Annotated in this window: 22 protein-coding genes; 15 read left to right on the plus strand and 7 right to left on the minus strand. The window is 74.0% G+C overall.

What is annotated here, in order from left to right; all coding sequences use genetic code 11:
* The first annotated feature begins 78 nt into the window (after nt 1-78).
* From CRP30_RS05380 to CRP30_RS05390, 3 genes are read left to right on the plus strand one after another with little or no spacing between them, the layout of a single operon-like run.
* Nucleotides 79-1,290 (plus strand): acyl-CoA dehydrogenase family protein, encoded by a 1,212-nt coding sequence (locus CRP30_RS05380; protein ID WP_097182841.1) that lies wholly within the window; start codon nt 79-81, stop codon nt 1,288-1,290.
* Nucleotides 1,291-1,320: 30 nt separating this feature from the next.
* Nucleotides 1,321-1,719 (plus strand): DUF1801 domain-containing protein, encoded by a 399-nt coding sequence (locus CRP30_RS05385; protein WP_097182842.1) that lies wholly within the window; start codon nt 1,321-1,323, stop codon nt 1,717-1,719.
* 16 nt (nt 1,720-1,735) lie between these two features.
* A complete protein-coding gene (locus tag CRP30_RS05390) occupies nt 1,736-2,551 on the plus strand; it encodes an NAD(P)H-binding protein (protein ID WP_097182843.1) in 816 nt (271 codons plus the stop codon).
* 3 nt (nt 2,552-2,554) lie between these two features.
* On the opposite strand, the gene CRP30_RS05395 is transcribed toward CRP30_RS05390, so the two are convergent.
* Nucleotides 2,555-2,755 carry a hypothetical protein gene (locus CRP30_RS05395; protein ID WP_097182844.1) on the minus strand — a complete coding sequence of 67 codons (201 nt, stop codon included), beginning with the start codon at nt 2,753-2,755 and terminating at the stop codon, nt 2,555-2,557.
* A 159-nt stretch (nt 2,756-2,914) separates the two neighbouring features.
* On the opposite strand from CRP30_RS05395, the gene CRP30_RS05400 reads away from it, so the two are divergent.
* Nucleotides 2,915-3,478, plus strand: a complete 564-nt coding sequence (locus CRP30_RS05400; RefSeq protein WP_097182845.1) for a SigE family RNA polymerase sigma factor — start codon at nt 2,915-2,917, stop codon at nt 3,476-3,478.
* Between the two features lies 1 nt (nt 3,479).
* Nucleotides 3,480-4,886 carry a hypothetical protein gene (locus tag CRP30_RS22445; RefSeq protein ID WP_097182846.1) on the plus strand — a complete coding sequence of 469 codons (1,407 nt, stop codon included), beginning with the start codon at nt 3,480-3,482 and terminating at the stop codon, nt 4,884-4,886.
* Between the two features lie 15 nt (nt 4,887-4,901).
* On the opposite strand, the gene CRP30_RS05410 is transcribed toward CRP30_RS22445, so the two are convergent.
* A complete protein-coding gene (locus CRP30_RS05410) occupies nt 4,902-5,117 on the minus strand; it encodes a hypothetical protein (RefSeq protein ID WP_097182847.1) in 216 nt (71 codons plus the stop codon).
* Nucleotides 5,118-5,142: 25 nt separating this feature from the next.
* Complete coding sequence (locus CRP30_RS05415) at nt 5,143-5,658, minus strand: GNAT family N-acetyltransferase (protein ID WP_097182848.1); 516 nt, start codon at nt 5,656-5,658, stop codon at nt 5,143-5,145.
* Between the two features lie 71 nt (nt 5,659-5,729).
* Between CRP30_RS05415 and CRP30_RS05420 the strand changes: the two genes are divergently transcribed.
* The 4 genes from CRP30_RS05420 to CRP30_RS05435 are packed head-to-tail and all read left to right on the plus strand — an operon-like array spanning nt 5,730 to nt 7,901.
* Nucleotides 5,730-6,614, plus strand: coding sequence for a DNA/RNA non-specific endonuclease (locus CRP30_RS05420; protein ID WP_097182849.1), 885 nt, complete (start codon nt 5,730-5,732; stop codon nt 6,612-6,614).
* A gap of 40 nt (nt 6,615-6,654) precedes the next feature.
* Nucleotides 6,655-6,930 carry an ArsR/SmtB family transcription factor gene (locus CRP30_RS05425; protein WP_097182850.1) on the plus strand — a complete coding sequence of 92 codons (276 nt, stop codon included), beginning with the start codon at nt 6,655-6,657 and terminating at the stop codon, nt 6,928-6,930.
* 11 nt (nt 6,931-6,941) lie between these two features.
* A complete protein-coding gene (locus tag CRP30_RS05430; protein ID WP_097182851.1) occupies nt 6,942-7,340 on the plus strand; it encodes a VOC family protein in 399 nt (132 codons plus the stop codon).
* Between the two features lie 39 nt (nt 7,341-7,379).
* Nucleotides 7,380-7,901: a GNAT family N-acetyltransferase gene (locus CRP30_RS05435; RefSeq protein ID WP_097182852.1), complete on the plus strand. Its 522-nt coding sequence runs from the start codon at nt 7,380-7,382 to the stop codon at nt 7,899-7,901.
* Between the two features lie 3 nt (nt 7,902-7,904).
* Here the strand turns inward: CRP30_RS05435 and CRP30_RS05440 are convergent, their stop codons facing one another.
* Complete coding sequence (locus tag CRP30_RS05440) at nt 7,905-9,482, minus strand: LCP family protein (RefSeq protein WP_235003181.1); 1,578 nt, start codon at nt 9,480-9,482, stop codon at nt 7,905-7,907.
* Between the two features lie 196 nt (nt 9,483-9,678).
* On the opposite strand from CRP30_RS05440, the gene CRP30_RS05445 reads away from it, so the two are divergent.
* From CRP30_RS05445 to CRP30_RS05465, 5 genes are all read left to right on the plus strand, one after another.
* Nucleotides 9,679-10,629 carry an acyl-ACP desaturase gene (locus tag CRP30_RS05445; protein WP_097182853.1) on the plus strand — a complete coding sequence of 317 codons (951 nt, stop codon included), beginning with the start codon at nt 9,679-9,681 and terminating at the stop codon, nt 10,627-10,629.
* 116 nt (nt 10,630-10,745) lie between these two features.
* Complete coding sequence (locus CRP30_RS05450; RefSeq protein ID WP_235003182.1) at nt 10,746-11,552, plus strand: exodeoxyribonuclease III; 807 nt, start codon at nt 10,746-10,748, stop codon at nt 11,550-11,552.
* A gap of 40 nt (nt 11,553-11,592) precedes the next feature.
* A complete protein-coding gene (locus CRP30_RS05455; protein ID WP_097182854.1) occupies nt 11,593-12,681 on the plus strand; it encodes an SPL family radical SAM protein in 1,089 nt (362 codons plus the stop codon).
* Between the two features lie 22 nt (nt 12,682-12,703).
* Entirely contained in the window at nt 12,704-13,450 is a 747-nt protein-coding gene (gene yaaA, locus CRP30_RS05460) for a peroxide stress protein YaaA (RefSeq protein ID WP_097182855.1), read from the plus strand.
* A 123-nt stretch (nt 13,451-13,573) separates the two neighbouring features.
* Nucleotides 13,574-16,168, plus strand: coding sequence for a SpoIIE family protein phosphatase (locus CRP30_RS05465; protein WP_097182856.1), 2,595 nt, complete (start codon nt 13,574-13,576; stop codon nt 16,166-16,168).
* 50 nt (nt 16,169-16,218) lie between these two features.
* Here the strand turns inward: CRP30_RS05465 and CRP30_RS05470 are convergent, their stop codons facing one another.
* Nucleotides 16,219-17,886 carry a DEAD/DEAH box helicase gene (locus CRP30_RS05470; protein WP_200814553.1) on the minus strand — a complete coding sequence of 556 codons (1,668 nt, stop codon included), beginning with the start codon at nt 17,884-17,886 and terminating at the stop codon, nt 16,219-16,221.
* 62 nt (nt 17,887-17,948) lie between these two features.
* Between CRP30_RS05470 and CRP30_RS05475 the strand changes: the two genes are divergently transcribed.
* Nucleotides 17,949-19,361: an amidase gene (locus tag CRP30_RS05475; RefSeq protein WP_097182858.1), complete on the plus strand. Its 1,413-nt coding sequence runs from the start codon at nt 17,949-17,951 to the stop codon at nt 19,359-19,361.
* Nucleotides 19,362-19,433: 72 nt separating this feature from the next.
* On the opposite strand, the gene CRP30_RS05480 is transcribed toward CRP30_RS05475, so the two are convergent.
* On the minus strand, nt 19,434-20,786 hold the full coding sequence (locus CRP30_RS05480) for a glucose-6-phosphate dehydrogenase (protein WP_097182859.1): 1,353 nt from the start codon (nt 20,784-20,786) through the stop codon (nt 19,434-19,436).
* A 36-nt stretch (nt 20,787-20,822) separates the two neighbouring features.
* A complete protein-coding gene (locus CRP30_RS05485; protein WP_200814554.1) occupies nt 20,823-25,793 on the minus strand; it encodes an NAD-glutamate dehydrogenase in 4,971 nt (1,656 codons plus the stop codon).
* Between the last annotated feature and the right edge of the window lie 15 nt (nt 25,794-25,808).

Consider the following 25,808-nt stretch of genomic DNA (forward strand, 5'->3'; position numbering starts at 1 on the left):
GGGCCCGGCTCTCGACGTCTCCGGACTCCCGGCGACCCCCGGTGCGACGCCGGTCACGTCCGCGGCTAGCGTGCGGACATGGACTTCGCTGTCTCCGCCAAGGCCGAGGACGTCTGCGCGCGTGCGTGGGACTTCATGCGCGAGCACGTCTTCCCCGCAGAGCCCGTCTACGACGCCTGGCGCGCCGAGCGCGGGCACGACAACCACGAGCACCCGCCGGTGCTGGAGGAACTGAAGGCCGAGGCGCGCAAGCGCGGCCTGTGGAACCTCTTCCACCACGAGGTCGGCGGGCTCACCAACCTCGAGTACGCCTCCGTCGCCGAGATCACCGGCTGGTCGCCGACCATCGCCCCCGAGGCCATGAACGTCGGCGCGCCGGACACCGGCAACATGGAGACGCTCATGCTCTTCGGCACCGAGGAGCACAAGCAGCGCTGGCTCGCCCCGCTGCTCGAGGGGGAGATCCGCTCCGGCTTCGCCATGACCGAGCCCGACGTGGCCTCCTCGGACGCCCGCAACATCCAGACCTCCATGGTCCGCGACGGCGACGAGTACGTGATCAACGGCCGCAAGTGGTGGACCTCCGGTGCCGCCGACGAGCGCTGTCAGATCTTCATCGTCATGGGCAAGACCGACCCCGACGGTCCGCCGCACCGGCAGCAGTCGATGATCCTCGTCCCCCGCGACACCCCCGGGCTGGAGATCGTCCGCCACCTGCCGGTCTTCGGGTACCAGGACCAGCACGGCCACTCCGAGCTGCGCTTCACCGACGTCCGGGTGCCGGTGAGCAACATCCTGTCCGGCGAGGGCGACGGCTTCATGATCGCCCAGGCGCGGCTGGGTCCCGGCCGGATCCACCACTGCATGCGCGCCATCGGCATGGCCGAGCGGGCTCTCGCCCTCATGGTCGAGCGGACGAAGTCGCGGGTCGCGTTCGGCCGGCCCCTGGCCGATCAGGGGACCGTCCGCGAGGCGATCGCCCTCTCCCGCATCGAGATCGACCAGGCCCGGCTCTACGTGCTCAAGACCGCCGACCTGATCGACAAGTACGGGGCCAAGGGCGCTCGTACCGAGATCTCCGCCATCAAGGTGGCCGCCCCCAAGGTGGCCCTCGACGTCATCGACCGCGCCATCCAGGTGCACGGTGGCGCCGGCGTCAGCAACGACACGGTGCTGGCGCGCTTCTACGCGAGCGCCCGCACGCTGCGCATCGTGGACGGCCCCGACGCGGTGCACATCCGCGGCGTCGCCAAGGAGGAGCTGGCCCGGGAGCGCCCCTACTCCGGCTGAACTGTCGGACGCCGGGTGCACGATCGGCCCGTGCCTGACGCTTCCGAGGTCGACACCCGGGTCCATCCCGAGGTCGACGCCCTGCTGGCCCAGCACGACGACGCCGTGGCGGCGGTCGCGCGGCGCGTCCGCGCGGCCGTCCTCTCGGGCCACGCCGATCTGGGAGAACGCGTCCGGCACGGCTGGCACTCGATCAACTACCGCGACCCCGTGGCCGGTTTCGTGTGCGCGATCCTCCCGAGGGCCGACCGCGTCCACCTCGTGTTCGAGCGCGGTGTCCTCCTGCCCGACCCCGCGGGCCTCCTGACCGGCTCCGGCCGGCAGGTGCGGGGCCTGGAGTACACCGGCGGGAGCCCGGTGGACGCGGCCGTCGTCCAGGAGTTCCTGGACCACGCCGTCGAGATCGGCGCCGGCCTGCGGGTGCGCTGACCCGGAGGGACATGTCATGACCGAACCGATCGCCGTCCTCGGGGCCACCGGTACGACCGGCCGGCGGCTGACGACCCGGCTGCGGGAGCAGGGCTGCGCCGTCCGCCCGCTGAGCAGGAGCACGACGCCCCCGTTCGACTGGACGGTGCCGCCCACCTGGAAGCCGGCGGTGTCCGGCTCGACCGCCCTGTACCTGATGGCGCCCGACGGGGTGCCGGTCGACCGCGACTTCGTGCGGCTCGCCGTCGACTCCGGCGTGCGCCGGATCGTGCTCCTCTCCAGCGGTGCCATCGAGGAGATGGGCGACACCCGGTTGCTGGACGCCGAACGGGCCGTCCGGGAGTCGGGCGCCGAGTGGACGGTGCTGCGAGCCGGGTGGATGGACCAGAACTTCGACGAGGGGTTCTTCCGCGACGCCGTCCTGGCCGGCGAGCTGGCGGTCCCCGTGGGCAACCTCCGGCAGGCATTCGTGGACGCCCAGGACGTCGCCGACGTGGCTGCCGCGGTCCTCACCGGCGCCGGGCACGGGGGCCGGACCTACGACGTCCTGGGCCCCGAGGCGCTCGGCTTCGCCGAGGCGCTGGCCGTCGTCGGGCGCGCCGGTGGCCGCGTTGTCCGGTTCTCCGGCGATCCGGACGCCTACCTGGACACCCAGCTCGGCCTCGGGCGGGAGCGCGCCGAGGTCGAGGCGGAGGTGGCGGCGTTCCAGGCACTGGCCGCCCGTGGCGACGACGTGCCCGACGACTCCGTGCCGCGGCTGACCGGCCGGCCGGCCACGACCTTCGGGGAGTACGCCCGGCGAGCGGCCGCCGCCGGGGCGTGGCGGGACTGATGCTCAGGGGGCGATGGTGCCCCCGAAGGCCCCGCCGGCCAGCTTCGCCATGAGCTGGGTGCGGTCGAGGCCGAGGGCGTCGAGCGCGTCGCCGTCCCGATCGGTGTCCACCTCGTCGGGCAGCTCGCGCTCGGCCCGGTCCGCCGTCTCGTTGTCTCCCTGGGTGTGCAGCAAGCGCAGCAGCTCCTGCTTGTCCAGCTTCACCTGTCCTCCGTCCGTCGCGCGTCCAGGCGAGTGTGGTGCGCGTCACGTGCAGCCGCAAACCACGGCGCACTGGAACCGGCCTGATCACGATCCGGTCACGAGGGCGTTCGCCCTGCCCGCCCAGGAACGTCATAGAGAGTGACGACAGGGGAGGCTCACGTGGGAGCAACGGACGGCGAGGCCGCCTTCGAGGCGTTCGTCGCGGCCCGATCGGGCGACCTCCTCCGCACCGCGGTCCTGCTGACGCGTGACCGCGGCCATGCGGAGGACCTGCTCCAGACGGCGCTGGTCAAGGCCTACCGGCGGTGGGGCCGCATCGACGGCGACCCCTACCCCTACGTGCGGCGGATCCTGGTCACCAGTGCCGCGAGCTGGCGGCGGCTGCGGACCACCCAGGAGATCGTCTCGCTGCCGGCCTGGGACCCCGCCACCCCGGACGGCACCGCCGACGTCGACGAGCGCGAGCGGATGGCCGAGGCCCTCGCCACCCTCCCGCCCCGCATGCGCGCGGTGCTCGTCCTCCGCTACACCGAGGACCTGAGCGAGGCAGCCACCGCCGAGCTCCTCGGCTGCTCGGTCCACACCGTGCGGAGCCAGACCGTCCGCGGACTGGCCCGCCTGCGCACGGTCCTGGGTGCCACGCTGCCGCCCGCCCCGCCCCGCACGCAGCCGCCCACCGTCCTTGTCTCCTACCCGCCCCACCACACCGGCGAGGAGTGCTGACGTGACGATCTCCGACACCGAGCTGGAGGCGGGCCTGCGCGGCCTCCGCGCCCGCGCCCGCGACATCGCCCCGCCGCCGCACGACCTGGCGCAGCGGACCCGCGAGCGCTACCGCGCGCAGCGGCGCACCCGGGCGGCCCTGGCCGCCGGAGGTCTGGCGGCGGCCCTGGTCCTCGTCGGCGTCCCGGTGGTCGCCTCGACGATCGCGGCCGACCCGCAGCGCGGCGAGGTGGCCGGCCCGTCGGACCGCCCGTTCGTGCCGGCGCCGCCGTCCGGCCTGTACGCCGTGCCCACCCGCGGCGGCCTCGCCGACGACGGCACCTGGCTCGACGAGGTGGCCGCCCTGGAGTGGGCACTCCCCGACCCCGACCTGTACGGCACCGGCCTGACGCCGCCGAACGCTCCTCCGGGCACGCGACGCGTCGCATTCGCCGACGACGTCGCCAGCGGCCGGATCGCCCTCGTCCTCGGCATCGCCGACCGCCAGGTGGTGCACGCCTGGTTCACCGGCCCCGCGGGGGCGTCCCCGGAGGAGATGGAGCTGGCCACCCTGCCCGGCGTCGCCTCCCCCGGCAGTGCCCTCGCCCTGCTCGACGCACCGGGTCCGGACGCTGCCGAGCTGACCCTCGTCGTCGTCGCCGAGCCCGGCGACGCCGTCGACCTCGGTCTCACTCCCGTGGTGGAGGCCGACGGTCAGGTGCGCGCCGACCGGATCGACCTCGACGTCGAGGACGGCATCGCGAACGTCGAGGTCGAGATGGACGTGCCCTTCTTCCGGGTGGGGGGCGACGTGCGGGCGACGCGGGAGAACGGCAGCGACCGGAGCATGACCATGGAGGAGAGCGCGCGCCTGCGTGGCGATGCGGCCCCCACCGAGTTCATGCCCCTGGCCACCGCCGAGGATCCGCGCGGCCTGGCCGGCCGCAGCGACCCGGAGGCCGCACAGTGGTCGGTCGGCTCGATGCTCGCCTCGTACGGGCTGACCGCCGAGCAGGCCCGGCCGACGCTCCTGGCCGCGGGGCAGCTGGGCGCCCGGGTGGACCGGTACGGCGAGCTCTACGGGCTGACTCACCCCTCCGGGGCCACCACCACCTGGCTGATCAGCTACTCCCCCGGCAACCGCTCCGGCGGGGTGACGACCACGAGCTATCCCGCCGTCCCCGCGGGCACTCCGCTGCTGGACCAGGTCGTCGCGGTCGAGGCCATGGCCGGGATCATCGTCAGCGCCCCCACCGGCGTCGAGGCGCAGGTGCTCGGCGCCGACGGCGCGCTGCTGGTGACCGTGCCGCTCGAGCGGGGCGCGGGGACGGCCCCCTACAACGGCCGGCAGGAGGCGGCGAGCGTCCGGATCGTGGACGGCGCCGGCAACGTGGTCGCCGAGGCGCCGATGACGGGCACCGGCGGATGACCGGACCGGCGTCGCTCAGGCTCCCGAGGAACGCCTGACCAGGAAGCCGCCGACCCCGGCGAGGGCGAGCCCCAGCACGAGCTGCCCGATGCCGACCCCGGTCGAGTCGCTGGCGAACCAGCTCACCGACGAGACCAGGAGGACGGCGGCGACGCCCAGGACGAGCAGGCCGACCAGCCGTTCCCGCCGGGCGTTGCGGGAGACGGGTGCGTCGGGGGTCGGATCGGTCATGCCCACCAGCCTGTCAAACGGGGGGTCACAGCCGGCAGGCCATGACGATCTCGTCCCGGTCGTCGCCGGGCGCGACCCGGATCGCGCCGGGCAGCCGGCCGACCTCCGCATAACCCAGTCCTCGGTAGAACGCATCGACCCCGGTGCCGTCCCGGGCCGTCAGGTGCAGGAACTCCCAGCCGCGCTCGCGGGCGATCCGGTGCACGCCGTCCATCAGCACCCGGCCCAGCCCCTGCCCCTGCCGGGACGGGTGCACCTGCACCCGCAGCACCGTGCCCCAGTGCCGGCGCAAGGGGCTCAGCGAGCCGACGACGCTGGCGAACCCCGCCGTCGTGCCGTCGACGGTGAGCAGCGCCAGCACGTCACGACCGGAGTCGACGCCCTCGAGCAGCTTGTCGAGCAGCGGGACGACGTCGTCCTCGGTGACCGGGGGCACGAAACCGACGGCGCCGCCGGCGTTGGTGACGTCGGTCCAGCAGGTCAGCAGCTCCTGCCGCAGACCCTCGTCGACGTCGGACACGGCACGGACCTCGGCACCCACGCCGACATTCTCCCGCGCGGCCCGCGCGCGACCTCCTACCGGCCCGGCGCGAGGGGTCCTAGCGTTCCTCCATGACGCACCTGTCCGCTGCTCCGCCGGCGGACGAACTCGACGACCGGGCCGGCTACGACCCCGCCTTCCTCGGCCCGCCGGTGCCCGTTCCGCTGCCGACGGAACCGCTGCCCACGGTGCTGCTGCGGTACCTGCACTACAGCGTGCTGTTCCGTCCCGACCGCCGGTTCGCCGCCGTGACGGCGCTCGCCCTGGACGGCGCCCGGCTGTTCCAGGTGGACCGCACCGACGCCTGGCGGCTGGACCCCCGCCTGGCGGCGGAGCTGCAGGCAGGGCCCCCGGTGTACGCGGACAACGACCTCGACCGTGGGCACCTGGTGATGCGCGCGTCGGCGACCTGGGGGCACACCGAGGAGGAGGCGCGGAAGGCCGAGGCCGACACCTTCTACTTCCCGAACGCCGCACCCCAGAACAAGCTGTTCAACCAGGGGCGGAAGCTGTGGGCCGGCCTGGAGCACCACGTGCTGGACCATGCCGCTGCGCACGACCGGAAGCTCGTGGTGCTCACCGGCCCGGTGCTCGACCCGGCGGATCCGCCCTACCGCGGGATCCGCATCCCGCTGCGCTTCTGGAAGGTGGTCGCCTTCGTCCAGGCCGGCGCCCTCGCCGCGACCGGCTACCTCCTCGACCAGACACCGCTGGTCGACGACCTGACGGCGGCGTTCGAGGACGTTCCGGCCGGCCAGGTGCCCCCGCTGGGCGCGTTCCGGACGTTCCAGGTGCCGGTCGCCGATCTGGCCGCGCTCACCGGGCTCGAGCTCGGCCGGCTGGCCCTGGCCGATCTCCTGGGCGCCGCGGCGACCGGGACGGCGCCCCCGCCCGGCGGCGCGAACACCGGCTGGCTGCGGCTGTCCTCGCTGGACGGCGTGGTCCTGACGAGCTGAGGACTTGTCAGGCAAGTACACACTTGCCTATTGTTGCGGCGTGGGCGATGTCTTCAAGGCCCTCGCGGACCCGACCCGGCGCGCGATCCTCGACGAGCTCCAGGAGCGGAACGGCCAGACCCTGTTCGAGCTGTGCACGCGGCTGATCAGCAAGCACGGGCTCAGCTCGTCGCGGCAGGCCGTGTCCCAGCACCTGGACGTGCTCGAGGCCGCGGGCCTGGTCCACACCCGCCGCGAGGGTCGCTACAAGTTCCACGACCTGGACACCTCGCCCCTCCGGACCATCACCGACCGGTGGCAGCTGCCCACCGACTGAGGAGAACTGCCATGCGGATCAACCTGGCCAGCATCCACGTCGACGACCAGGAGAAGGCCCTGCGCTTCTACACCGACGTCCTCGGCTTCCTGCCGAAGAACGACGTCCCCATGGGCGAGCACCGGTGGCTGACCGTCGTCTCCCCGGAGGAGCCCGACGGCGTGGAGCTGGTCCTCGAGCCCGACGACCACCCCGCCGTCCGCCCCTACACGGAGGCGCTGGTGGCCGACGGCATCCCGTTCACGTCCTTCGCCGTCGCCGACGTGCACGCGGAGTTCGACCGACTGAAGGGCCTCGGCGTCACCTTCACGCAGGAGCCCACGGTGATGGGCCCGGTGACGACGGCCGTGCTGGACGACACCTGCGGGAACCTGATCCAGATCGCCGCCATGGAGGCGCCGGCGTCGTGACCCGGTGCGCGGACCGGCGCCGGCGTCCACACTCCCCCGGTGCACATCCGCCGGGAGCAGCCCGCCGACCACGACGCCGTCCGTTCCGTCCACCGCGCGGCGTTCGGCCGCGGGGCGGCGGACCGGCCCGACGACGTCGTCGAGGCGCGCCTGACCGACGAGCTGCGCGAGGACGTGGGCTTCCTGCCGCACCTGTCGCTGGTCGCCGTCGAGGGCGGGTCGGTCGTGGGGCACGTGCTGGCCACCCGGGGGTGGCTGGAGCCCCTCGGCCGGCCGGCGCTCGGGCTCGGTCCGCTCGGGGTGCGGCCGGCCGGGCAGGGGCACGGGGTCGGCACGGCGCTCGTGCACGCGCTCCTCGCGGTCGCGGAGGCCTGCGAGGAGCGCGTGGTCGCCCTCCTCGGGGCTCCCGCCTACTACCGGCGGTTCGACTTCCGGCCCGCCGCCGAGCTGGGCATCACCGCCCCGGTCCCGGCGTGGGGCGCGCACTTCCAGGCCCGGCTGCTCACCGGCGCGCCGGTAAGTGGCGCGTTCCGCTACGCCGCGCCCTTCGACCGGCTCTGAGGGTCAGCCGCCGCGGGTCGGCGGCTGGCCCTGGGCGAGCGCCTCCTGGGCCCGGACCGGGTCGTAGGCGCAGGCGTCCGACACGTCGGCGGCGGGGCCGCCCGACGGGGCCGGCGGTGCCGCGGAGGTGGAGGGGGCGGCGGGAGTCCCCGCCGGGGTCCCCTCGGCCGGGGCATCGTCGCCCGGGGCATCGACGGGAACGTCCGCGGGGGCGATCGACTGCTGGACGATCTGCCGCATCAGGTCGTAGTCGGGGTAGGCCGGGGAGATGAGGCTGGGGTCGAAGACGACGCTGCGCACGCCCGCGTCCTTGACCAGGAAGCCCAGGTCGACGAAGTCGTCCAGCGCGGACCGCGGGATGTCGGTGCGCACGATGTCCTGGGTGGTCGCCGCCAGGTCCTGGTAGGAGCGCAACAGCGTCACCGGGTCGGCGGCGGCGATGATCGCGTCGATCGTGCAGCGCTGACGATCCATCCGGTCGTAGTCGGTGAGCCCGAACCGCCCCCTGGCGAAGGCCAGCGCTGTCGCGCCGTCCAGCTCCTGGTCCGGTCCGGGCGCGATGTAGGCGTCGGGGAGCGAGCCGGTGCCGGGGTCACCGCCGACCGGCACGAAGTAGTTCACGTTCACGGTGATGCCGCCGAGAGCGTCGACCAGGCTGCTGAACCCGTCCAGGTTGACCAGCACGTAGTAGTCGATGTCGAGGCCGAGCGCCTCACCGACCCCCAGCTTGAGGAAGTCCGCGCCCGGGTCGTCGGTCGGACCCAGGACGTCCGGATGGTCGGCGGGTCCGTTGCGGTAGACCGCGTTGAGCAGGCTCTCGCTCTCGTTCCCCGACTCGAAGCCGTCGGGGTAGATCGCCGCCAGGGGGCTGTCGGCGGGGAACGGGAGGTCCTCCAGGTTGCGGGGCAGGCTGAAGAGCGTCGTCTCCCCGGTCTCGGTGGCGATGCTGGCCACGATGACGGTGTCGGTGCGCACGCCGTCCCGCCCCTCCCCGCCGTCGCCGCCCAGGAGCAGCACGTTGACCCGCTCCTGGTCACCGAACGGATCGGGGGTGTCCTCGACGGTCGCCGAGCGGCCGTCGTCGTCGAACACCCCGGCGATCAGGTCCCGCTGCGTGGCGGCGAGCCGGCCGACCAGCACCGCGGGTGCCACCACCGCGACCACCAGGAGCGTCACGACCAGGGCGCCGACGACGTGCTGTCCCCGCGACGGGCGGCGCGGCAGCAGCATGCGGTAGCCGGCGACGATGACGACCACCCAGAGCAGCGCCAGCAGGGCGACCGAACCGACGATCCAGAGCAGCCGGTCGGTGTCGACGGCGGCCCGGAGGGCGGCGCGGCGTCCCCCGGTGGCCAGCCAGACACCGCCGCCGACCAGCAGGAGGAAGACCACGAGGGTCACCGCGCCCAGCACTCGCCGGCCGGCGGCGAGGAACGCCGTCCCGGGGAGGACCGCACCGAGCACGCTCAGGCCGAGCGCGGGACCGAACCCTCTGTCCCGGCGGTGCCGGGAACCGGGAGCGCGGCGCACGCCCGCACCGTCGAACAGGTCGTCGCCAGGAGTGCCGGGGCCGGCGCTCACGCGCCTGCCGTCGATCCGCGCCGCCTGGTCATGGCTCCATGATCGCACCGCGGCCGCGGCGAGCGCCCCGGACCGGCATTCCCGGTCCGCCCGGAAGGGGTAGGACGACACCGAAGAGGGAACCCAGGAAGGACGACGACCAGTGGTTACGGTGGCGTAGGTTCGCTGGCGTAGGTCGAGTCACCCGGAGGTCCCCATGCCCCAGACGTCCCCCGCCGCGGCAGTGCTCACCGAGCTGGAGCCCGTGGTCGCGGAGAACCTCGACCGGCACATCAGGATCGCCAAGGAGTGGCATCCGCACGACTACGTGCCCTGGGACGAGGGCCGCAACTTCGCCTTCCTCGGTGGCGAGGACTGGACCCCGGAGCAGTCCCGGCTGGACGCGACGGCGAAGGCCGCGATGTTCGTCAACCTGCTCACCGAGGACAACCTCCCCAGCTACCACCGCGAGATCGCCACCCGGTTCGGTCGAGACGGCGCGTGGGGGCAGTGGGTCGGCCGCTGGACCGCGGAAGAGGGGCGGCACGGCGTGGCCCTGCGCGACTACCTCGTCGTCACCCGCGGGGTGGATCCGGTGGAGCTCGAGCGGGCCCGGATGGACTACATGACCACCGGCTACGACTCCGGGGACAAGAGCCCGCTGGAGGCGGTCGCGTACGTGTCCTTCCAGGAACTGGCGACGCGTGTCTCGCACCGGAACACGGGCAAGGCCACCGGCGACCCGATCGCGGACAAGCTGCTCGCCCGTATCGCGACGGACGAGAACCTGCACATGATCTTCTACCGGAACCTGGTCACGGCAGCGTTCGACATCGACCCCGACGAGACGATGAAGGCCGTGGCCAACGAGGTCATGAACTTCGAGATGCCCGGCGCCAACATGGCCAACTTCCGCAAGAACTCCACGATCATCGCCAAGGCCGGCATCTACGACCTCCGACTGCACCACGACGAGGTGGTCAGCCCCATCCTGCGCACGTGGAAGGTCTTCGACCGCAGCGACTTCGGCCCCGAGGGCGAGCAGGCCCGAGAGCAGCTCGCCGCCTTCCTCACCGGGCTGGACGCCCAGGCGACCAAGTTCGTGGAGAGCCGCGAGCGGCTGCGGGCACGCATGGCCGCCAAGGGGGAGACGCCGGTCCAGGTGTGAACAGTCCTGTCACGCCGAGTGGGGGCCCGGAGGGTCTCCGCGCAGGTGTGACGCAGCGGCTCAACGGCGGGTGGGGGGCACCTGCCCGCGGTGTTGACCGGTAGGTCGACAATGTCATGGTGCGGCTGGCGACCTGGAACGTGAACTCGATCCGCTCCCGGGCCGACCGGGTCGCGGCCTGGCTGGAACGCAGCGACGTCGACGTCCTGGCCCTGCAGGAGACCAAGTGCCGCGACGACCAGTTCCCCGAGATGGTGTTCAGCGCCCTCGGCTACGAGGTGGCCCACGTCGGCCACTCGCAGTGGAACGGCGTCGCGATCCTGTCCCGCATCGGCATCGACGACGTCCAGGTCGGTTTCGAGGGCATGCCGTCCTGGTCGGCCAAGGAGGGGCAGGACCCCGCCCCGGAGGCCCGGGCGCTGGGCGCCACCTGCGGCGGCGTCCGGGTGTGGAGCCTGTACGTGCCCAACGGCCGCACCCTGGCCGACCCGCACCTGCAGTACAAGCTCGAGTGGCTGGCGGCCCTGCGGACGACGGCGGCGCGGTGGCAGGCCGAAGCCCCTGACCTGCCCACGGCCCTGGTCGGCGACTGGAACATCGCGCCGGAGAACGACGACGTCTGGGACATGGCCGTCTTCGCCCACTCCACGCACGTCTCCCCACCCGAGCGGGCAGCTTTCCGCGCGATCGTCGAGGCGGGGTATGCCGACGTCGTCCGGCCCTACACGCCGGGCCCCGGCGTCTACACCTACTGGGACTACACGCAGCTGCGGTTCCCACGTCGCGAGGGCATGCGGATCGACTTCGTGCTCGGCTCCCCCGCGCTGCAGAGCCGGGTCACCGGCGCCCGCATCGACCGCGAGGAGCGCAAGGGCAAGGGCGCCAGCGACCACGCGCCCGTGGTGGTCGACCTCACCCCCTGACGGGGGCCTGCGCCGCCCCGCACGGGCGTTGCACCAGGTGATGACCCCCGTCGCCGCCCCCGTCCCCACCCGCCTCTGGACGCCCGCCCGCGTCCTGGTCACCCGCTCGGCCGCCGAGCGCCCCTACGCCCGGTCCGTACTCGAGCGGCTCGAGGCCGCCGGGGTGTCCGACGTCGAGCTGCTGCGCGGCGACCGGCTCCCCAACCTGCGCGGCGACGGCGACCGCGCGGCGTTCATGCGGGCGAAGAACACCCTGGCCCTCGTCGTCGGGGCGCCCTCCCGCCGCCGGCTGCAGCCCATCCCGCCGTCGGCGGACTGGCGCTTCGACCTCGCCGAGGGGTGCCCGGCGCACTGCCAGTACTGCTATCTCGCCGGCTCGCTCACCGGCCCGCCGATCACGCGCGTGTTCGCCGATCTCGACGAGGTCCTCGACGGGCTGGCCCCCTACGTCGGCCGGGGGTCGGTCACCTCCGGCACCGTCGCGCGGGGCGGCGAGGGCACGACGTTCGAGGCCTCCTGCTACACCGATCCGCTGGCGCTCGAGCACCTGACCGGCGGCCTGGCGCGGGCCATCACCCACTTCGGCACCCACGACTGGAACGGCCCGGTGCAGCTGCGGGCGACGACCAAGTTCGACGACGTCGGCTCCCTGCTCGACCTCCCGCACGCCGGCCGCACCCGGCTGAGGTTCTCGCTCAACGCGGCTTCGGTCGCCCGCCGCTTCGAGTCGGCGACCAGTCCGGTGCAGGGCCGGCTCGCAGCACTCGGCGCCGTCGCCGCGGCCGGATACCCGGTGGGCGTGACGATCGCCCCGATCATGCCGGGCGAGGAATGGCAGGAGGAGTACGGCGACCTGCTCGACGGGATCGCCGCCGCCGTCCCGGACGGGGCGGACCTCACGGTCGAGTGCATCACGCACCGCTTCACGCCGGGCAGCAAGGCGACGCTGACCGAGTGGTACCCGCGGAGCCGGCTGGAGATGGACGAGGACCGGCGGACGACGAAGCGCGGCAAGTTCGGCGCCGTCAAGCACGTCTACCCGAAGGACACGATGGCGGAGCTGCGGAGCTGGTTCCGGAGCGAGATCGACGCCCGCCTGCCCGCCGCCCGCCTCCTCTACTGGACCTGACCCCCACGTACCGTCGGCCCCCGTGCTCGTCCTCCTGCCGCCGTCGGAGACCAAGGCCCCCGGCGGGGACGGCGCTCCCCTCGACCTGGCCGTGCTGACGGCGCCCGAGCTGACGGACACGCGCGCGGAGATCGCCGACGCCCTCGTCAAGCTGGCCGGCGACGTCCCGGCCGCCCGCACCGCGCTGGGCCTGTCGCCGACGCAGGACGCGGAGATCGTCCGCAACGCCGAGCTGTGGACCAGCCCTACCCGGCCGGCACTGGAGCGGTACACCGGGGTGCTCTACGACGCGCTGGACGTCGGGTCGATGACCCGGGCGCAGCGCTCGCGGGCGACCGGCCGGCTGGCCGTGGGCTCGGCCCTCTTCGGCCTGGTCCGCGGCGGTGACCCGATCCCGGCCTACCGGCTGTCCGCGGGCTCGGCGCTTCCCGGGCTGCCGACGCTGCGCGCGCTGTGGAAGCCGGTCCTCTCCCCCGTCCTGGCGGCCGTCGACGAGCTGGTCGTCGACCTGCGCAGCGGCTCGTACGCCGCGCTGGCTCCGGTTCCCGGCGCGGTGACGCTCGAGGTGCTGAGCGAGCGCCCCGACGGGACCCGTTCGGTGGTGAGCCACTTCAACAAGGCCCACAAGGGCCGCGTGGCGCGGTTGCTGGCGTTGACGACCGCCGAACCGGCGGACGTCGTGCGGCTGCGGAGCCTGCTGAGGAGGGCGGGGTTGCACGTGGAACATGACGGCGGCCGCGCGCTGACGCTCGTCGTCGCCGCGCCGTGAGTCCGGTCGTCAGGACGTGATGTTCGTCAGGTCCATTGCGCGCAACACACCGCGCATGGCATAACTCTTGTCGACGCTCCAGCACGCGGGCGCCCCTGGCCTGAACCAGGACGAAAGGGACCAGTGGACGACCCCGCAGACCGGGCGGCCGCCGAGGAGCTCGGTGTCGGCCCGGCCGCTCTCCTGGCCCGCGACGCCGCCCGTTCGGACGCCGTCGCGCGACTCCGGCCGAGGGATGCCGACGGTGCCGGCCTGGACCGGCTCGCCGAGCTGGCCGCACGCCTCCTGGGCACCGGTTCCAGCCAGGTCTCGCTGCTCGGTGACGCCCAGCTGGTCCCCGCGGGTGTCGGCCTGCCGCCCGGCGTGCTGGGGTCCACGTCTCCGCTCGCCGAGTCGCTGTGCACGGTGACCGCCGCGCTCGCCGGTCCGCTCGCGATCGAGGACGCGCGCCTCGACGTCCGGGTACGGGATCTCCCGCCCGTCGCCGGCGGTGAGGTCGTCTCCTACCTCGGCACCCCGCTGGTCACCCACGACGGCCGGATCGTCGGCGCGCTGTGCGTCTTCTCCCCCGAGGCCCGGACGTGGTCGGCGCAGGACGTCGCGACCCTGACCCAGCTCGCCGGATCGGTCGTCACCGAGCTCGAGCTGTCGGCCCTGGTGCGCGAGTACGAGGAGGACCGCCTGCGGTGGGGGCTGGCGATCGACGCCGCCCGCATCGGCACGTTCGACTGGGACCTGACGAGCCGGAAGCTGACGTGGGACGACCGCCTGCTGGCGATGTTCGGTTTCCAGGCCGGCGAGTTCGAGCAGACGATCGAGGCGTTCAACGACCGGCTCCACACCGACGACGTCGACCGCGTCAGCGAGGCGCTGACCGCGGCGATCGAGAGCGGCGGCGAGTTCGAGGCGGAGTACCGGATCGTCCTGCCGAGCGGGGAGAACCGCTGGGTGCACGCCCGGGGTCGCGCGCTCTGCGACGAGAACGGCGTCGCCGACCGCTTCCTCGGCGCTGCCTACGACACCACCGACGAGCAGGCGAGCACCGCCCGGGTCAGCCGGGTCCTGGACGCCATGCCGGCCGGCTTCTACAGCCTGGACCGGGAGTGGCACTTCACCCACGTGAACGCCGAGGCGGAGCGCCTCCTCGGGACCACCCGGGAGGAGCTGCTGGGCCGGGTGATCTGGGAGGCCTTCCCGGCAGCCCTCAACAGCATCTTCGAGGAGAGCTACCGCGCGGCCGTCCGGACCGGTGAGCCGGTCTCCTTCGACGCCTACTACCCCGCCCCGCTGGACGGCTGGTACGAACTGCGCGCATGGCCCAGCCCCGACGGTCTGTCGGTCTACTTCCTCGAGGTCACCGCCCGCCGGCGCGACCAGGACCGCGCCCAGCGCTCGGCCGAGCGGCTGGCCGTGCTGGCGCAGGTCAGCGCGGAGATGGCCGGCACGCTGGACACGCAGGCAGCCGTCGGGCACCTCCCGCGCCTCGTCGTCCCGCGCCTCGCCGACTTCTGCATCGTGACCCTCGTCGAGCCCGACGGCCGGGCGCGTGACGTGGGCTCGTGGCACGCGGAAGCCGCATCGCGGAGCCTGCTCCAGCGGTATGCCGAGGTCCGCCTGGACAGCATGCCGATCGGATCGCCCGTCGCGCGCGCGCTCCTCACCGGCGAGCAGGTCCGGGAGCAGGGCGCCGCCGTGGTCGAACTCCTGCCGCCCGGCGAGGCCCGCGACCTGCTTCAGGTCCTCCGCCCCACGGTCGCCGTCGTGCTGCCCATCCGCGGTCGCGGCCGGACGCTCGGGCTGCTCACGCTGTACTACCGGGCGGACACCATCCGGGAGCACGACCTGTCCACCGCGCAGGACGTCGCCGACCGGACGGGCCTGGCACTGGACAACGCCCGGCTCTACAGCGCGCAGCAGCAGCTGGCCGAGGGCCTGCAGCGCAGCCTCCTCACCGAGCCGCCGCAGCCCGACCACGCCGAGATCGCCGTCCGCTACCTCCCCGCGGCGGAGGCGGCCCGCGTGGGCGGCGACTGGTACGACGCCTTCCTGCAGCCGTCGGGGGCCACCATGCTCGTGATCGGCGACGTCGTCGGTCACGACACCGCGGCCGCGGCCGCGATGGGGCAGCTGCGCGGACTCCTGCGCGGGATCGCGACCTACAGCGACGCCAGCCCGGCCGAGGTGCTCCGCGGGCTGGACGCGTCGATGACGACGTTGCAGATGAGGACGCTGGCCACCGCGGCGGTCGCCCGCTTCGAGCAGACCCCCGACGAGCTGGAGCGGGGCGTCACACGGATGCGCTGGGCCAATGCCGGGCACCTGCCGCCGCTGGTGATCAATCCCGACGGCAGCGTGGCCGAGCTGGCGGCGTGGAAGGGCGACCTGCTGCTGGGCGTCGACGCCGAGACGGTCCGCCGCGAGTCCGTCGTCACGCTCGATCGCGGCGCGACCGTGCTGCTGTTCACCGACGGCCTCGTGGAGCGGCGGAACTCCGACCTCGACGCCGGCCTGACCCGGCTGCGCGACGCCCTGGTCGAGCTGGCCGGCCGGCCGCTGGAGGAGCTGCTCGACGAGGTGCTGGAGCGCCTGGTCCACGGTCGACCCGAGGACGACGTCGCACTGGTCGCCGTCCGGCTGCACCGGCAGGACCGCCCGCGCCCCGCCGAGGCGGGGCCGAACGACGTCCCGGACGACGTCCCGGACGACCCGGCCCCCTGACAGGGCCCGCCGCGAGCTCGCGAGTGGTGGGGGGTCAGGGGGTCCTTCTCCTAGGCCTTGTCGCGGCGGACGGTCGCCTTCCGTCCCTTGATCATCGTCGCCTTGAGGGCGCTGATCACCTCGTCCGCCGCGGGCTCCGGGACCTCCACCAGGGCGAACCGCTGGTGGATCTCGATCGCGCCGATGTCCCGCCCGGTCAATCCGGTCTCGCCGGTGATCGCGCCGACCAGGTCACCCGGGCGGACACCCGCCTCCCGGCCCAGCCCCACGAACAGCCGGGCCGCCGGCCCGCCCGCCGAGCGCCGCGGTGGGCCGCCGCCGTCGCGGCCACCCGTGCGGGGGCCCGTGCCGGAGTCCGGGCGGAAGGTGACCTGCGGGATCTCCGCGTCGTCCTCGGCCGCTCCCCCGGCTTCGTGGGCCAGCTTCACCGCCGCCAGCGCGACCTCCATGAGGTCGAACTCGTCGGCGAGGGACTCGACCACCACCCGGAAGCCGTCCAGGTCGCCGTCCAGGAGCGTCTCGCGCAGCGCGCCCCGCGTGAGGTCGAGCCGGCGGGCCCGCAGGTCGGCGACGGTCGGGACGGTCTGCACCGAGATCGGGCTGCCGGCGACCCGCTCGATGGTCTTGAGCATCCGGTGCTCGCGCGGCTCGGCCAGGGTGATCGCCACGCCCTCGCGCCCCGCGCGGCCGACGCGCCCGATGCGGTGCACGTAGGACTCGGGCGCCGAGGGGACGTCGTAGTTCACGACGTGGGTGAGCTGGTCGATGTCCAGCCCGCGCGCCGCGACGTCGGTGGCCACCAGCAGGTCCGCCGTCCCGCCGCGCAGCCGGCCCATGACGCGGTCGCGCTGCTCCTGGCTCATGCCGCCGTGCAGCGCCTCGGCACGGTAGCCCCGGCCGTTGAGGGTCTCGGTGAGAGAGTCGACCTCCTCGCGGGTGCGGCAGAAGACGATCGCCGCCGTCGGGGCCTCGATGTCGAGGATGCGGCCCAGCGCGGCCGGCTTGGCCGCCCGGGGGACGACGTAGGCGGTCTGCCGGACGCGCGGGGCCTCCCCTGCGGCCGTCTTCTCCCGGGCGATCGAGATGCGGACCGGGTCGCGGAGGTGCCGCCGCGCCAGGGAGTCGAGCCGGCGGGGCATCGTCGCGGAGAAGAGAACCGTCTGCCGAGTCTCCGGCGTCTGGGCGAGGATCGCCTCGAGGTCCTCGGCGAAGCCCATGTCGAGCATCTCGTCGGCCTCGTCGAGCACGACGGTGACGACGTCGCCGAGCTGCAGGCTGCCGCGGTTGAGCAGGTCCAGCGCCCGGCCCGGCGTGGCGACGACGACGTCGACGCCGGACTCCAGGCTGCGCAGCTGCCGCACGATCGGGGCGCCGCCGTAGACCGGGAGGACGCGGGCACCGAGGTCCTTGCCGTAGCGGTGGAACGCCTCGGAGACCTGGACCGCGAGCTCGCGGGTCGGCAGGAGGACGAGCGCGACCGGGGCCTTGTCGCGCCGGTGGGCGGTCAGCTGCTGGAGCACCGGCAGCGCGAAGGCCGCGGTCTTGCCCGTGCCGGTGGCGGCCTGCCCCAGCAGGTCCCGGCCCTCGACCAGCGGCGGGATGGCCTCCTGCTGGATCGGGGTGGGCTCCTCGTAGCCGAGTGCCGACAGGGCGGCCAGCAGCTCGGGCCGCAGCTCCAGGTCCTCGAAGGTCGCGCTGGTGTCTCGTTCGTCGTCCATCGGGTCCATCGTTCCCTCGTGGCCCGTACCGCATGCCACCGGGGGCATGACAGGCTCGGCCGGTGACCGACGACCTGTGCCTGCGGCCGGCGACGCAGCTGGCCGACCTGCTGCGCAACCGTGAGATCTCCGCCCGCGAGCTCCTCGACGCGCACCTCGACCGCATCGACCGGCTCAACCCCTCGGTGAACGCCGTCGTCACCCTGGACGCGGACGGGGCACGGGCGGCCGCCGACGCCGCCGACGCGACCCTGGCGGCCGGCGACCCGGTCGGGCCGCTGCACGGCCTGCCGGTCGCGCACAAGGACACCCACGCCACCGGCGGCATGCGGACGACGTGGGGATCACCCCTGCACGCCGACACCGTGCCCCTGCGCGACGAGCTGGTGGTGGCCCGGCTGCAGGCGGCCGGGGCGATCCGGATCGGCAAGACGAACGTGCCGGAGTTCGCCGCCGGGTCGCACACCTTCAACCCGCTCTTCGGCGCGACCCACAACCCCTACCGGCACGGGCTGTCGGCCGGTGGGTCCTCGGGCGGGGCCGCCGCCGCGCTGGCTGCGGGGTTCGTGCCCCTGGCCGAGGGCAGCGACATGGGCGGCTCCCTGCGGAACCCGGCGGGCTTCTGCAACGTGGTGGGGTTGCGGCCCACGCCCGGCCGGGTGCCCACGTGGCCGGCGCCGATGGCCTGGTCGCAGCTCTCGGTGCAGGGACCCATGGGCCGGACCGTCGCCGACGTGGCGCTGCAGCTCTCGGTCCTGGCCGGCCCGGATCCGCGGGTGCCGATCGCGCTCGGCGACGATCCGACGGCGTTCGCCGCCGACCTGCCGACGTCCCTCGCCGGACTGCGAGTGGCCTGGGCGCCGGATCTCGGCGGCCAGGTGACCGTCGACCCGGCGATCACGGCGGTGCTCGCGCCGTCGGTCGGGGTGTTCGAGTCGCTCGGGGCCACCGTGGAGGAGGCCTGTCCGGACCTGTCCGGGGCGGACGACGTGTTCGGGACGCTGCGGGCGTGGCTCTTCGACGCCGCGTTCAGCGACCTGGCCCGCCGTTCCCCGGACAAGCTGAAGGAGTCCATCCGGTGGAACGCCGAGCTGGGCGCGAAGCTCACCGGCTCCGACCTGGCCCGCGCCGAGCAGCAGCACACGAAGCTCTACGAGCGGATGGTCGCGTTCTTCGAGCAGTACGACGTCCTCCTCGCACCGACCACACAGGTGCTGCCGTTCCCGGTGGAGATCGAGTACCCGACCGAGATCGCCGGCGTGCACCAGGAGAACTACCTGGAGTGGATGCGGTCCTGCACCGTCGTCTCGGCGACCGGCTGCCCGGCGCTGTCGGTGCCGGGTGGGTTCACCGGCGACGGGCTGCCCGTCGGCCTGCAGGTCATCGGGGCACCGCGGGCCGACCGCCGGGTGCTCGAGGTGGGGCACGCCTTCGAGCAGGCCACCCGCTTCGGCGAGCGCCGCCCCGCTCTCTGACCACGTCTACCGCTCTCTAGGAGCGCACCTAGACACGCGGAGACGGCGCTATGCCGCTGGAGCCGCCCCGCGTCAGCCGGGTCCGTCGGAGCCGGCGGGGTACTCGCGCAGCGGCACGTCCCCGGCGTCCCAGGCCGCCAGGATCGGCTCCACGATGCGCCACGACTCCTCGGCCTCGGCGGCACTGATGGACAGCGTCGGGTCGCCGGCCAGCATCTCCTTGATCAGCAGTCCGTAGGCCGACAGCCGGCGGGGTGGCAGCTCGATGCCCAGCGTCGTCCGCTCCAGGTCGAACGGGTCCCCCGCACCGTTGAGGTTGAGCTCGAGGGAGATCGTGTCCGGGTCGAAGCCCAGGCGCAGGAGCCCGGCCTCGGGCGGGGTACCGCCGAAGGCGAGGTGCGGGACGGGCTTGAACCGGACCAGGATCTCCTGCCGGTTCTCGCCGAGGGCCTTCCCCGAGCGCAGGCGGAACGGCACGCCCGCCCAGCGCCAGTTGTCGATGGTCACCGTGTACTCGGCGTAGGTCTCGGTCTCGCGCGCCGGCTCCACACCCTCCTCGGCGACGTAGTCGGGCAGCTCCTGGCCGTCCACGGTCCCGGCCGTGTAGCGGCCCCGCACGGTGTCGCGGGCCATGTCCGCAGGCGGCCGGACGACACGGAGGACGTCGGCCTTGCGCGCGGCGAGGCTTCCCGCGTCGACCGCCGCGGGCGGCTCCATCGCGATGACCGCGAGCTGCTGGAGCAGGTGGTTCTGCAGCATGTCCCGCAGCGCGCCGGCGGTGTCGTAGTAGCCCGCCCGCCCCTCGAGGCCCAGCGTCTCGTCGAAGACGATGTCGACCCGCTCGACGTGGCCGGCGTTCCAGACCGGCTCGAACAGCCGGTTGGCGAAGCGCAGCCCGAGGATGTTGAGCACCGTCTGGGTGGCCATGAAGTGGTCGACGCGGAAGACCGCCTCGTCCGGCAGCAGCTGCGCCAGCACCGCGTTCAGCTCGCGGGCGTCGTCGGCGTTCTCGCCGAACGGCTTCTCCACCGCGACGGCGGCACCCTCGGGCAGGCCGACCTCGGTCAGCGCCCGCAGCGTGGGGAGGAAGACCGTGTTGGGCAGCGCCAGGTAGACCACCGGCACGCCGCCGGCCCGCTCGAGCACCGCGCGCAGGTCGGCGGGCTCGGTCACCGAACCCTGGTGGTACCCGAGCCGGGCGAGCAGCCGGTCGCGGGCCGCCTCGGGCACGTGTGCCGCGTGCTCGGTCAGCCGTTCCCGCGCCCAGTCGCGGTAGTCGTCGTCGGAGAGCTCCTCACGGCCCACCGCCAGGAGCGTCTGGTCGTCGGTGAGCTCACCGACGTCCTCGAGCTCGGCCAGGCCGGGCAGCATCAACCGGCCGGTGAGGTCACCGGCACCGCCGAGCACCACGAGAGGTCGGGTCATGGGACGCCCCTGCCCAGACCCGGAGCGCCGGAACCCCTACTCGGGCGGGCGGGGGAGGCGGCGGGCCTGACGCCGCTTCCGCAGCCCGCGCAGGGTCCGGACGGCGACCAGCAGCTCGGCCAGCTCGTGGCGGTCCCCGGACGCGATGTCGGCCAGCTGCGCGGCCGAGCGGGCCTGCGTGGTGTCCCACGCCTCCACCCACCCGGCGACCAGCTGGTGCGGGTCGTCGTCGTCGGAACCGCGGGCGGTGAGCACGTCCTCGGTGAGCGACGCGGCCTCGGCGGCGAGGTCGTCGCGCAGCGAGGCCCGCGCCATCGACGGCCAGCGGCGGTCACGGGGCAGCGCGGTGACCAGCTCGCGCAGCGGCACCAGCCCCAGCCGCTCGGCCAGGCACTGCATGACCTGCCCGGCCAGCGCCACCGGCGCCCCGGTCCGCTCGGTCACGACGGCGAGGTCGAGCGCCGCGGGCAGCAGAGGGGCGGCGGCGACCTCCGCGGCGAGCTCCGGGGGCACCCCCGCCTCCTGCAGCCGGCTGACGCGGGCCGCGTAGGCCGCGGCCTCCACCCCCAGCAGCCAGGTGGGCAGCGCGGCCCGGACCGCAGCGACCGGCGCGGCGAACCGGTCCCTCACGGCGGCGACCGGAGGAACCGGATCGGCGACCAGGTCCGGCTGGCGCAGCAGCCAGCGCGCCGACCGCTCGGCGAGCCGGGTGGCCTCCGTGCGCAGCTCCACCTGCGTCGTCGCCGACACCTGGTTGTCCATGGCGCCGACCGCGTCCCACTGGCGGTCGACGTCGAACACCGCCCGGGCGACGGCATGGGCCCGGACGACGCGGTCCAGTGGCACCCCGGTCTCCTGGTGCAGCCGGAAGAGCCCGGTGACGCCGGCGATGTTGACCGCGCGGTTGGTCAGCGCCGTCGCGACGATCTCCCGCCGGAGCGGGTGGCCGGTGATCGCCGCCGGGAACCGCTCGCGCAGCCGGCTCGGGAAGTAGCCGGTGAGCAGGTCGTCCAGGGCAGGGTCGTCGGGGAGGTCGCTGTGCAGGACGACGTCGCCGGTCTCGAGCTTGGCGTAGGCGAGCAGGACCGACAGCTCGGGGCCGGTGAGCGCCTGCCCGTCGCGCCGCCGCTCGGCCAGCGCGCGGTCGTCGGGGAGCGCCTCCACGCTGCGCAGCAGCCGGCCCGACCGCTCCAGGGAGCGCAGGAAGCGCTCGTGCGCGTCCAGCAGGCTGCGGGCCGACGTCACCTCGACGGCCAGGGTGGCGTTCTGGTCGTGGTTGTCGGAAAGCACGGAGCCGGCGACCTCGTCGGCCATCTCGCCCAGCAGCGCGGCCCGGCCGGCAGCGTCGATGCCGCCGTCGTCGACCACCCGGTTGAGGGCGATCTTGATGTTGACCTCGTGGTCGGAGGTGTCGACGCCGGCGGAGTTGTCGATGGCGTCGGTGTTCACCCGGCCACCGGTGAGGGCGTACTCGACCCGGCCGCGCTGGGTCAGCCCGAGGTTCCCGCCCTCGCCGACCACCCGCACGCGCAGCTGTCCGCCGTCGACCCGCACCGCGTCGTTGGCCTTGTCCCCGGCGTCCAGCGCGCTCTCGGTGGCCGCCTTCACGTACGTGCCGATGCCGCCGTTGAACAGCAGGTCGACCGGCGCGAGCAGGATCGCCCGGATCAGCTCCACCGGGGTGAGGGAGTCCACGCCGTCGTCGATGCCGAGCGCGGCGCGCATCGGCGCGGAGACCGGGATCGCCTTCGCCGTCCGCGGCCAGACGCCGCCGCCTGCGCTGATGCGCGACCGGTTGTAATCGGCCCACGACGAGCGCTGCAGGCCGAACAGCCGCTTGCGCTCGGCGAAGGAGGCCGCCGCGTCGGGCGTGGGGTCGACGAACACGTGCCGGTGGTCGAAGGCCCCGACCAGCCGGATGTGCTCCGACAGCAGCATCCCGTTGCCGAAGACGTCGCCGGACATGTCGCCGATGCCGACGACGGTGAAGTCCTGCCGCTGCACGTCCACGTCGAGCTCGCGGAAGTGCCGGGTCACCGACTCCCAGGCGCCGCGGGCCGTGATGCCCATGGCCTTGTGGTCGTAGCCGACCGAGCCGCCCGAGGCGAACGCGTCGCCCAGCCAGAACCCGCGCTCGATGGCGACCGAGTTCGCGAGGTCGGAGAAGGTCGCCGTCCCCTTGTCGGCCGCGACCACGAGGTAGGTGTCGTCGCCGTCGTGCCGGACGACCTTCTCCGGCGGCACGACCGTGCCGTCGACCAGGTTGTCGGTGAGGGAGAGCAGCGCGCCGATGAACAGCCGGTAGCAGGCCTGGCCCTCGGCGATGGCGGCGTCGCGCGAGGCCCCGTCGGGCGGCGGGTTCTTGACGACGAAGCCGCCCTTGGCGCCGGTCGGCACGATGACGGTGTTCTTCACCATCTGCGCCTTGACCAGGCCGAGCACCTCGGTGCGCAGGTCCTCGCGCCGGTCGGACCAGCGCAGCCCGCCGCGGGCGACGGCGCCGAAGCGCAGGTGGATGCCCATGACGCGCGGCGAGCTCACCCACACCTCCCGGGCCGGCCGGGGCTCGGGCAGGTCGGGGACGGCCTTCGGGTCCAGCTTCAGCGCGAGCGGTCCGCCCGCGTAGTACGTCGTCCGCTGGGTGGCGGTCACCGCGGCGAGCAGCGAGCTCAGCACCCGGTCGGCGTCCAGGGAGGCCACCTCGCCGATCGACCCGCGCAGCGCCTCGACCAGCTCGTCCTGCCGCTTCGCCCGGCCGTTGACCCGGCCCGGAGAGAAACGCGTCTCGAACAGCAGCACCAGCCGGGCGACGACGTCGGGATGCGCGGCGAGGGTCTCCTCGACGTAGCGCTGCCCGAAGGGCAGCCCCGCCTGGCGCAGCCACTGCACGTAGGCCCGCACCACGCTGACCTGCCGCCAGTTCAGGCCGGCGAGCAGGACCAGGGCACCGAGCCCGTCGTCCTCGGCCTCTCCCCGCCAGACCGCGCCGACGGCGTCGGTGAACCGCTCGGGGAGGGACCGCAGCAGCGGCAGCTCGCCGGCCGGCACCGCCACCCCGAAGTCGTAGATCCACGTCGGCGGGGCGCCGATCCGGTCGATCTCGTAGGGCCGCTCGTCGACGACGTCGACGCCCATGTTCTGCAGGACGGGCAGGACCTCCGACAGCAGGAGCCGCTGCCCGACCCGGTAGACGGTGAGTCGGCGGTCGCCGGCCGCGGCGCCCTTCGAGGTCCACAGGCGCATGGACAGCTGTCCCTCGCCGAGGCCGTCCAGCCGGGCCAGGTCGTCCACGGCCTGCTCGGGCGGGAAGTCCTGCTGGTAGCCGGCCGGGAAGGCGTCGGCGACCCGGGCCAGCAGCTTCTCCGCATCGGCGCCGTAGCGGGCGTGCAGCGCGTCGGAGAGCCCGTCGGTCCAGCTGCGGGCGGCCGCGGCGAGCTCGTCCTGCAGTCCTTCGGCGTCGACGGACACCGGCTTGTGGCTGCCGCGCCGCCCCATGGGCACGCGCACCACGAAGTGCAGCCGGGCGAGGACGGACTCGGTGGAGCGCGCCGTGTACTCGATGCTCGTCCCGCCGAGCCGCTCGAGGAGGACCTGCTGCATCGCCAGCCGGACCTCGGTCGTGTAGCGGTCGCGGGGCAGGTAGACGAGGGCCGACCAGAACCGGCCGGTGGGGTCCTGCCGCAGGAAGAGCCGGGTCTGGCGGCGTTCCTGCAGGTGGAGGACGGCGTTGGCGACGGGCAGGAGCTCGTCCGTGCCCACCTGGAGCAGCTCGTCGCGCGGATAGGTCTCGAGGACCTCCAGCAGCTCCTTGCCGGTGTGGCTGTCGGCCGGGACGCCGGAGCGGGCGACCACCTCCGCGACCCGCCGGCGCACCAGCGGGACGTCGACGACGCTGCTCGTGTAGGCCGCGGACGGGAACAGGCCGACGAAGCGGAACTGGCGCGCCCGGCCCTGCGCGTCCGCGGGGAGGCTGACGGCCACGAGGTCCAGCCACGCCCGCCGGTACACCGGGGACCGGGTGTCGGCCTTGGTCACGGTCAGCAGGCGCTGGCCCGGGGTCCGGACGGCCTCGGGCATGCGTGCGGTCGGCTCGCTCATGTCCATGTCGCTGCGGAGCACACCCAGGCCGCTGCCAGGGACGACGGCCGCGCCCTGCTTGGCCCGCCCGGCCCCCTGCTCCACCTCGCGCGAGCCGAGGAGGACGAAGTTCCCGTCGGCCAGCCAGCGCAGCAGCGCGGCGGCCTCGGCGGGATCGTCGGCGGGGTCGGTGTCCGGGCCGGTGGGGACGCCGCCGGCCAACTCGTCCAGCCGGCCGGCCACCTCCACCAGCCGCAGCCGGAGGCGCTCGGCGTCCTCGTGGACGGCGCGCACGTCGTCGAGCACCGTGCGCAGGCCATGGACGAGGTCGCTGCTGGCCTCCTCGTCGAGCGGCCCGTCGAGGACGACGGCCATCCACGACTCGGTCAGGGCGTCGGACCCGCAGCCGGCGGCCTGTCCGCTGTCGCAGAAGGCCTTGATGCGCCCGCCGACGTCGCGTCGCACCACCACGACCGGGTGGACGATGTGCGCCAGCGCGAAGCCCTGCCGCACGACCTCGGCGGTGACCGAGTCGACCAGGTAGGGCATGTCGTCGGTGACCAGCCGCACCACGGCGCGACCATCCGGGAGGCGTTGCGCGTCGACCGTGGCCGAACCCGTCGGCCGCACCTCGGCCAGCCGCAGGTGGCCCAGCGCCAGCTCGGCGAGCTCCGCCGGCTCGTGCCCGAGCACCTCGGCCGCCGGCTCGCTCCAGTAGTAGCGCTGCAGCAGGCCCGGCAGGTCGTCAGGGGTGCACCCCGTCGGCAGCTCGCGCCCGGTCGAGCGGGCCGCCTCGGCGGCGCTGTCCAGGAGCTGCCGCTTCTCGTCGCGGGCGGCCTCCAGCGCGGCGAGCTCGGTCAGGGCGCCGCCCGACGGCCCCCCGTCCGGTGCGCGCACCGGGGTCTCCGGGGCAACCGTGGTGCTGGCCATGTCAGGCCACGCTAC

It is taken from the genome of Blastococcus haudaquaticus (assembly GCF_900230285.1).
GTDB classification, from domain to species: Bacteria; Actinomycetota; Actinomycetes; order Mycobacteriales; family Geodermatophilaceae; genus Blastococcus_B; species Blastococcus_B haudaquaticus.

What these genes read in the sequence shown, in the direction of transcription:
- CRP30_RS05380 (WP_097182841.1), top strand. Translation starts at nt 79, where the DNA reads ATGGACTTCGCTGTCTCCGCCAAGGCCGAGGACGTCTGCGCGCGTGCG.
- CRP30_RS05390 (WP_097182843.1), top strand. Translation starts at nt 1,736, where the DNA reads ATGACCGAACCGATCGCCGTCCTCGGGGCCACCGGTACGACCGGCCGG.
- CRP30_RS05410 (WP_097182847.1), bottom strand. Translation starts at nt 5,117, where the DNA reads ATGACCGATCCGACCCCCGACGCACCCGTCTCCCGCAACGCCCGGCGG.
- CRP30_RS05420 (WP_097182849.1), top strand. Translation starts at nt 5,730, where the DNA reads ATGACGCACCTGTCCGCTGCTCCGCCGGCGGACGAACTCGACGACCGG.
- CRP30_RS05430 (WP_097182851.1), top strand. Translation starts at nt 6,942, where the DNA reads ATGCGGATCAACCTGGCCAGCATCCACGTCGACGACCAGGAGAAGGCC.
- CRP30_RS05445 (WP_097182853.1), top strand. Translation starts at nt 9,679, where the DNA reads ATGCCCCAGACGTCCCCCGCCGCGGCAGTGCTCACCGAGCTGGAGCCC.
- CRP30_RS05450 (WP_235003182.1), top strand. Translation starts at nt 10,746, where the DNA reads ATGGTGCGGCTGGCGACCTGGAACGTGAACTCGATCCGCTCCCGGGCC.
- CRP30_RS05455 (WP_097182854.1), top strand. Translation starts at nt 11,593, where the DNA reads ATGACCCCCGTCGCCGCCCCCGTCCCCACCCGCCTCTGGACGCCCGCC.
- CRP30_RS05470 (WP_200814553.1), bottom strand. Translation starts at nt 17,886, where the DNA reads ATGGACGACGAACGAGACACCAGCGCGACCTTCGAGGACCTGGAGCTG.
- CRP30_RS05480 (WP_097182859.1), bottom strand. Translation starts at nt 20,786, where the DNA reads ATGACCCGACCTCTCGTGGTGCTCGGCGGTGCCGGTGACCTCACCGGC.
- CRP30_RS05485 (WP_200814554.1), bottom strand. Translation starts at nt 25,793, where the DNA reads ATGGCCAGCACCACGGTTGCCCCGGAGACCCCGGTGCGCGCACCGGAC.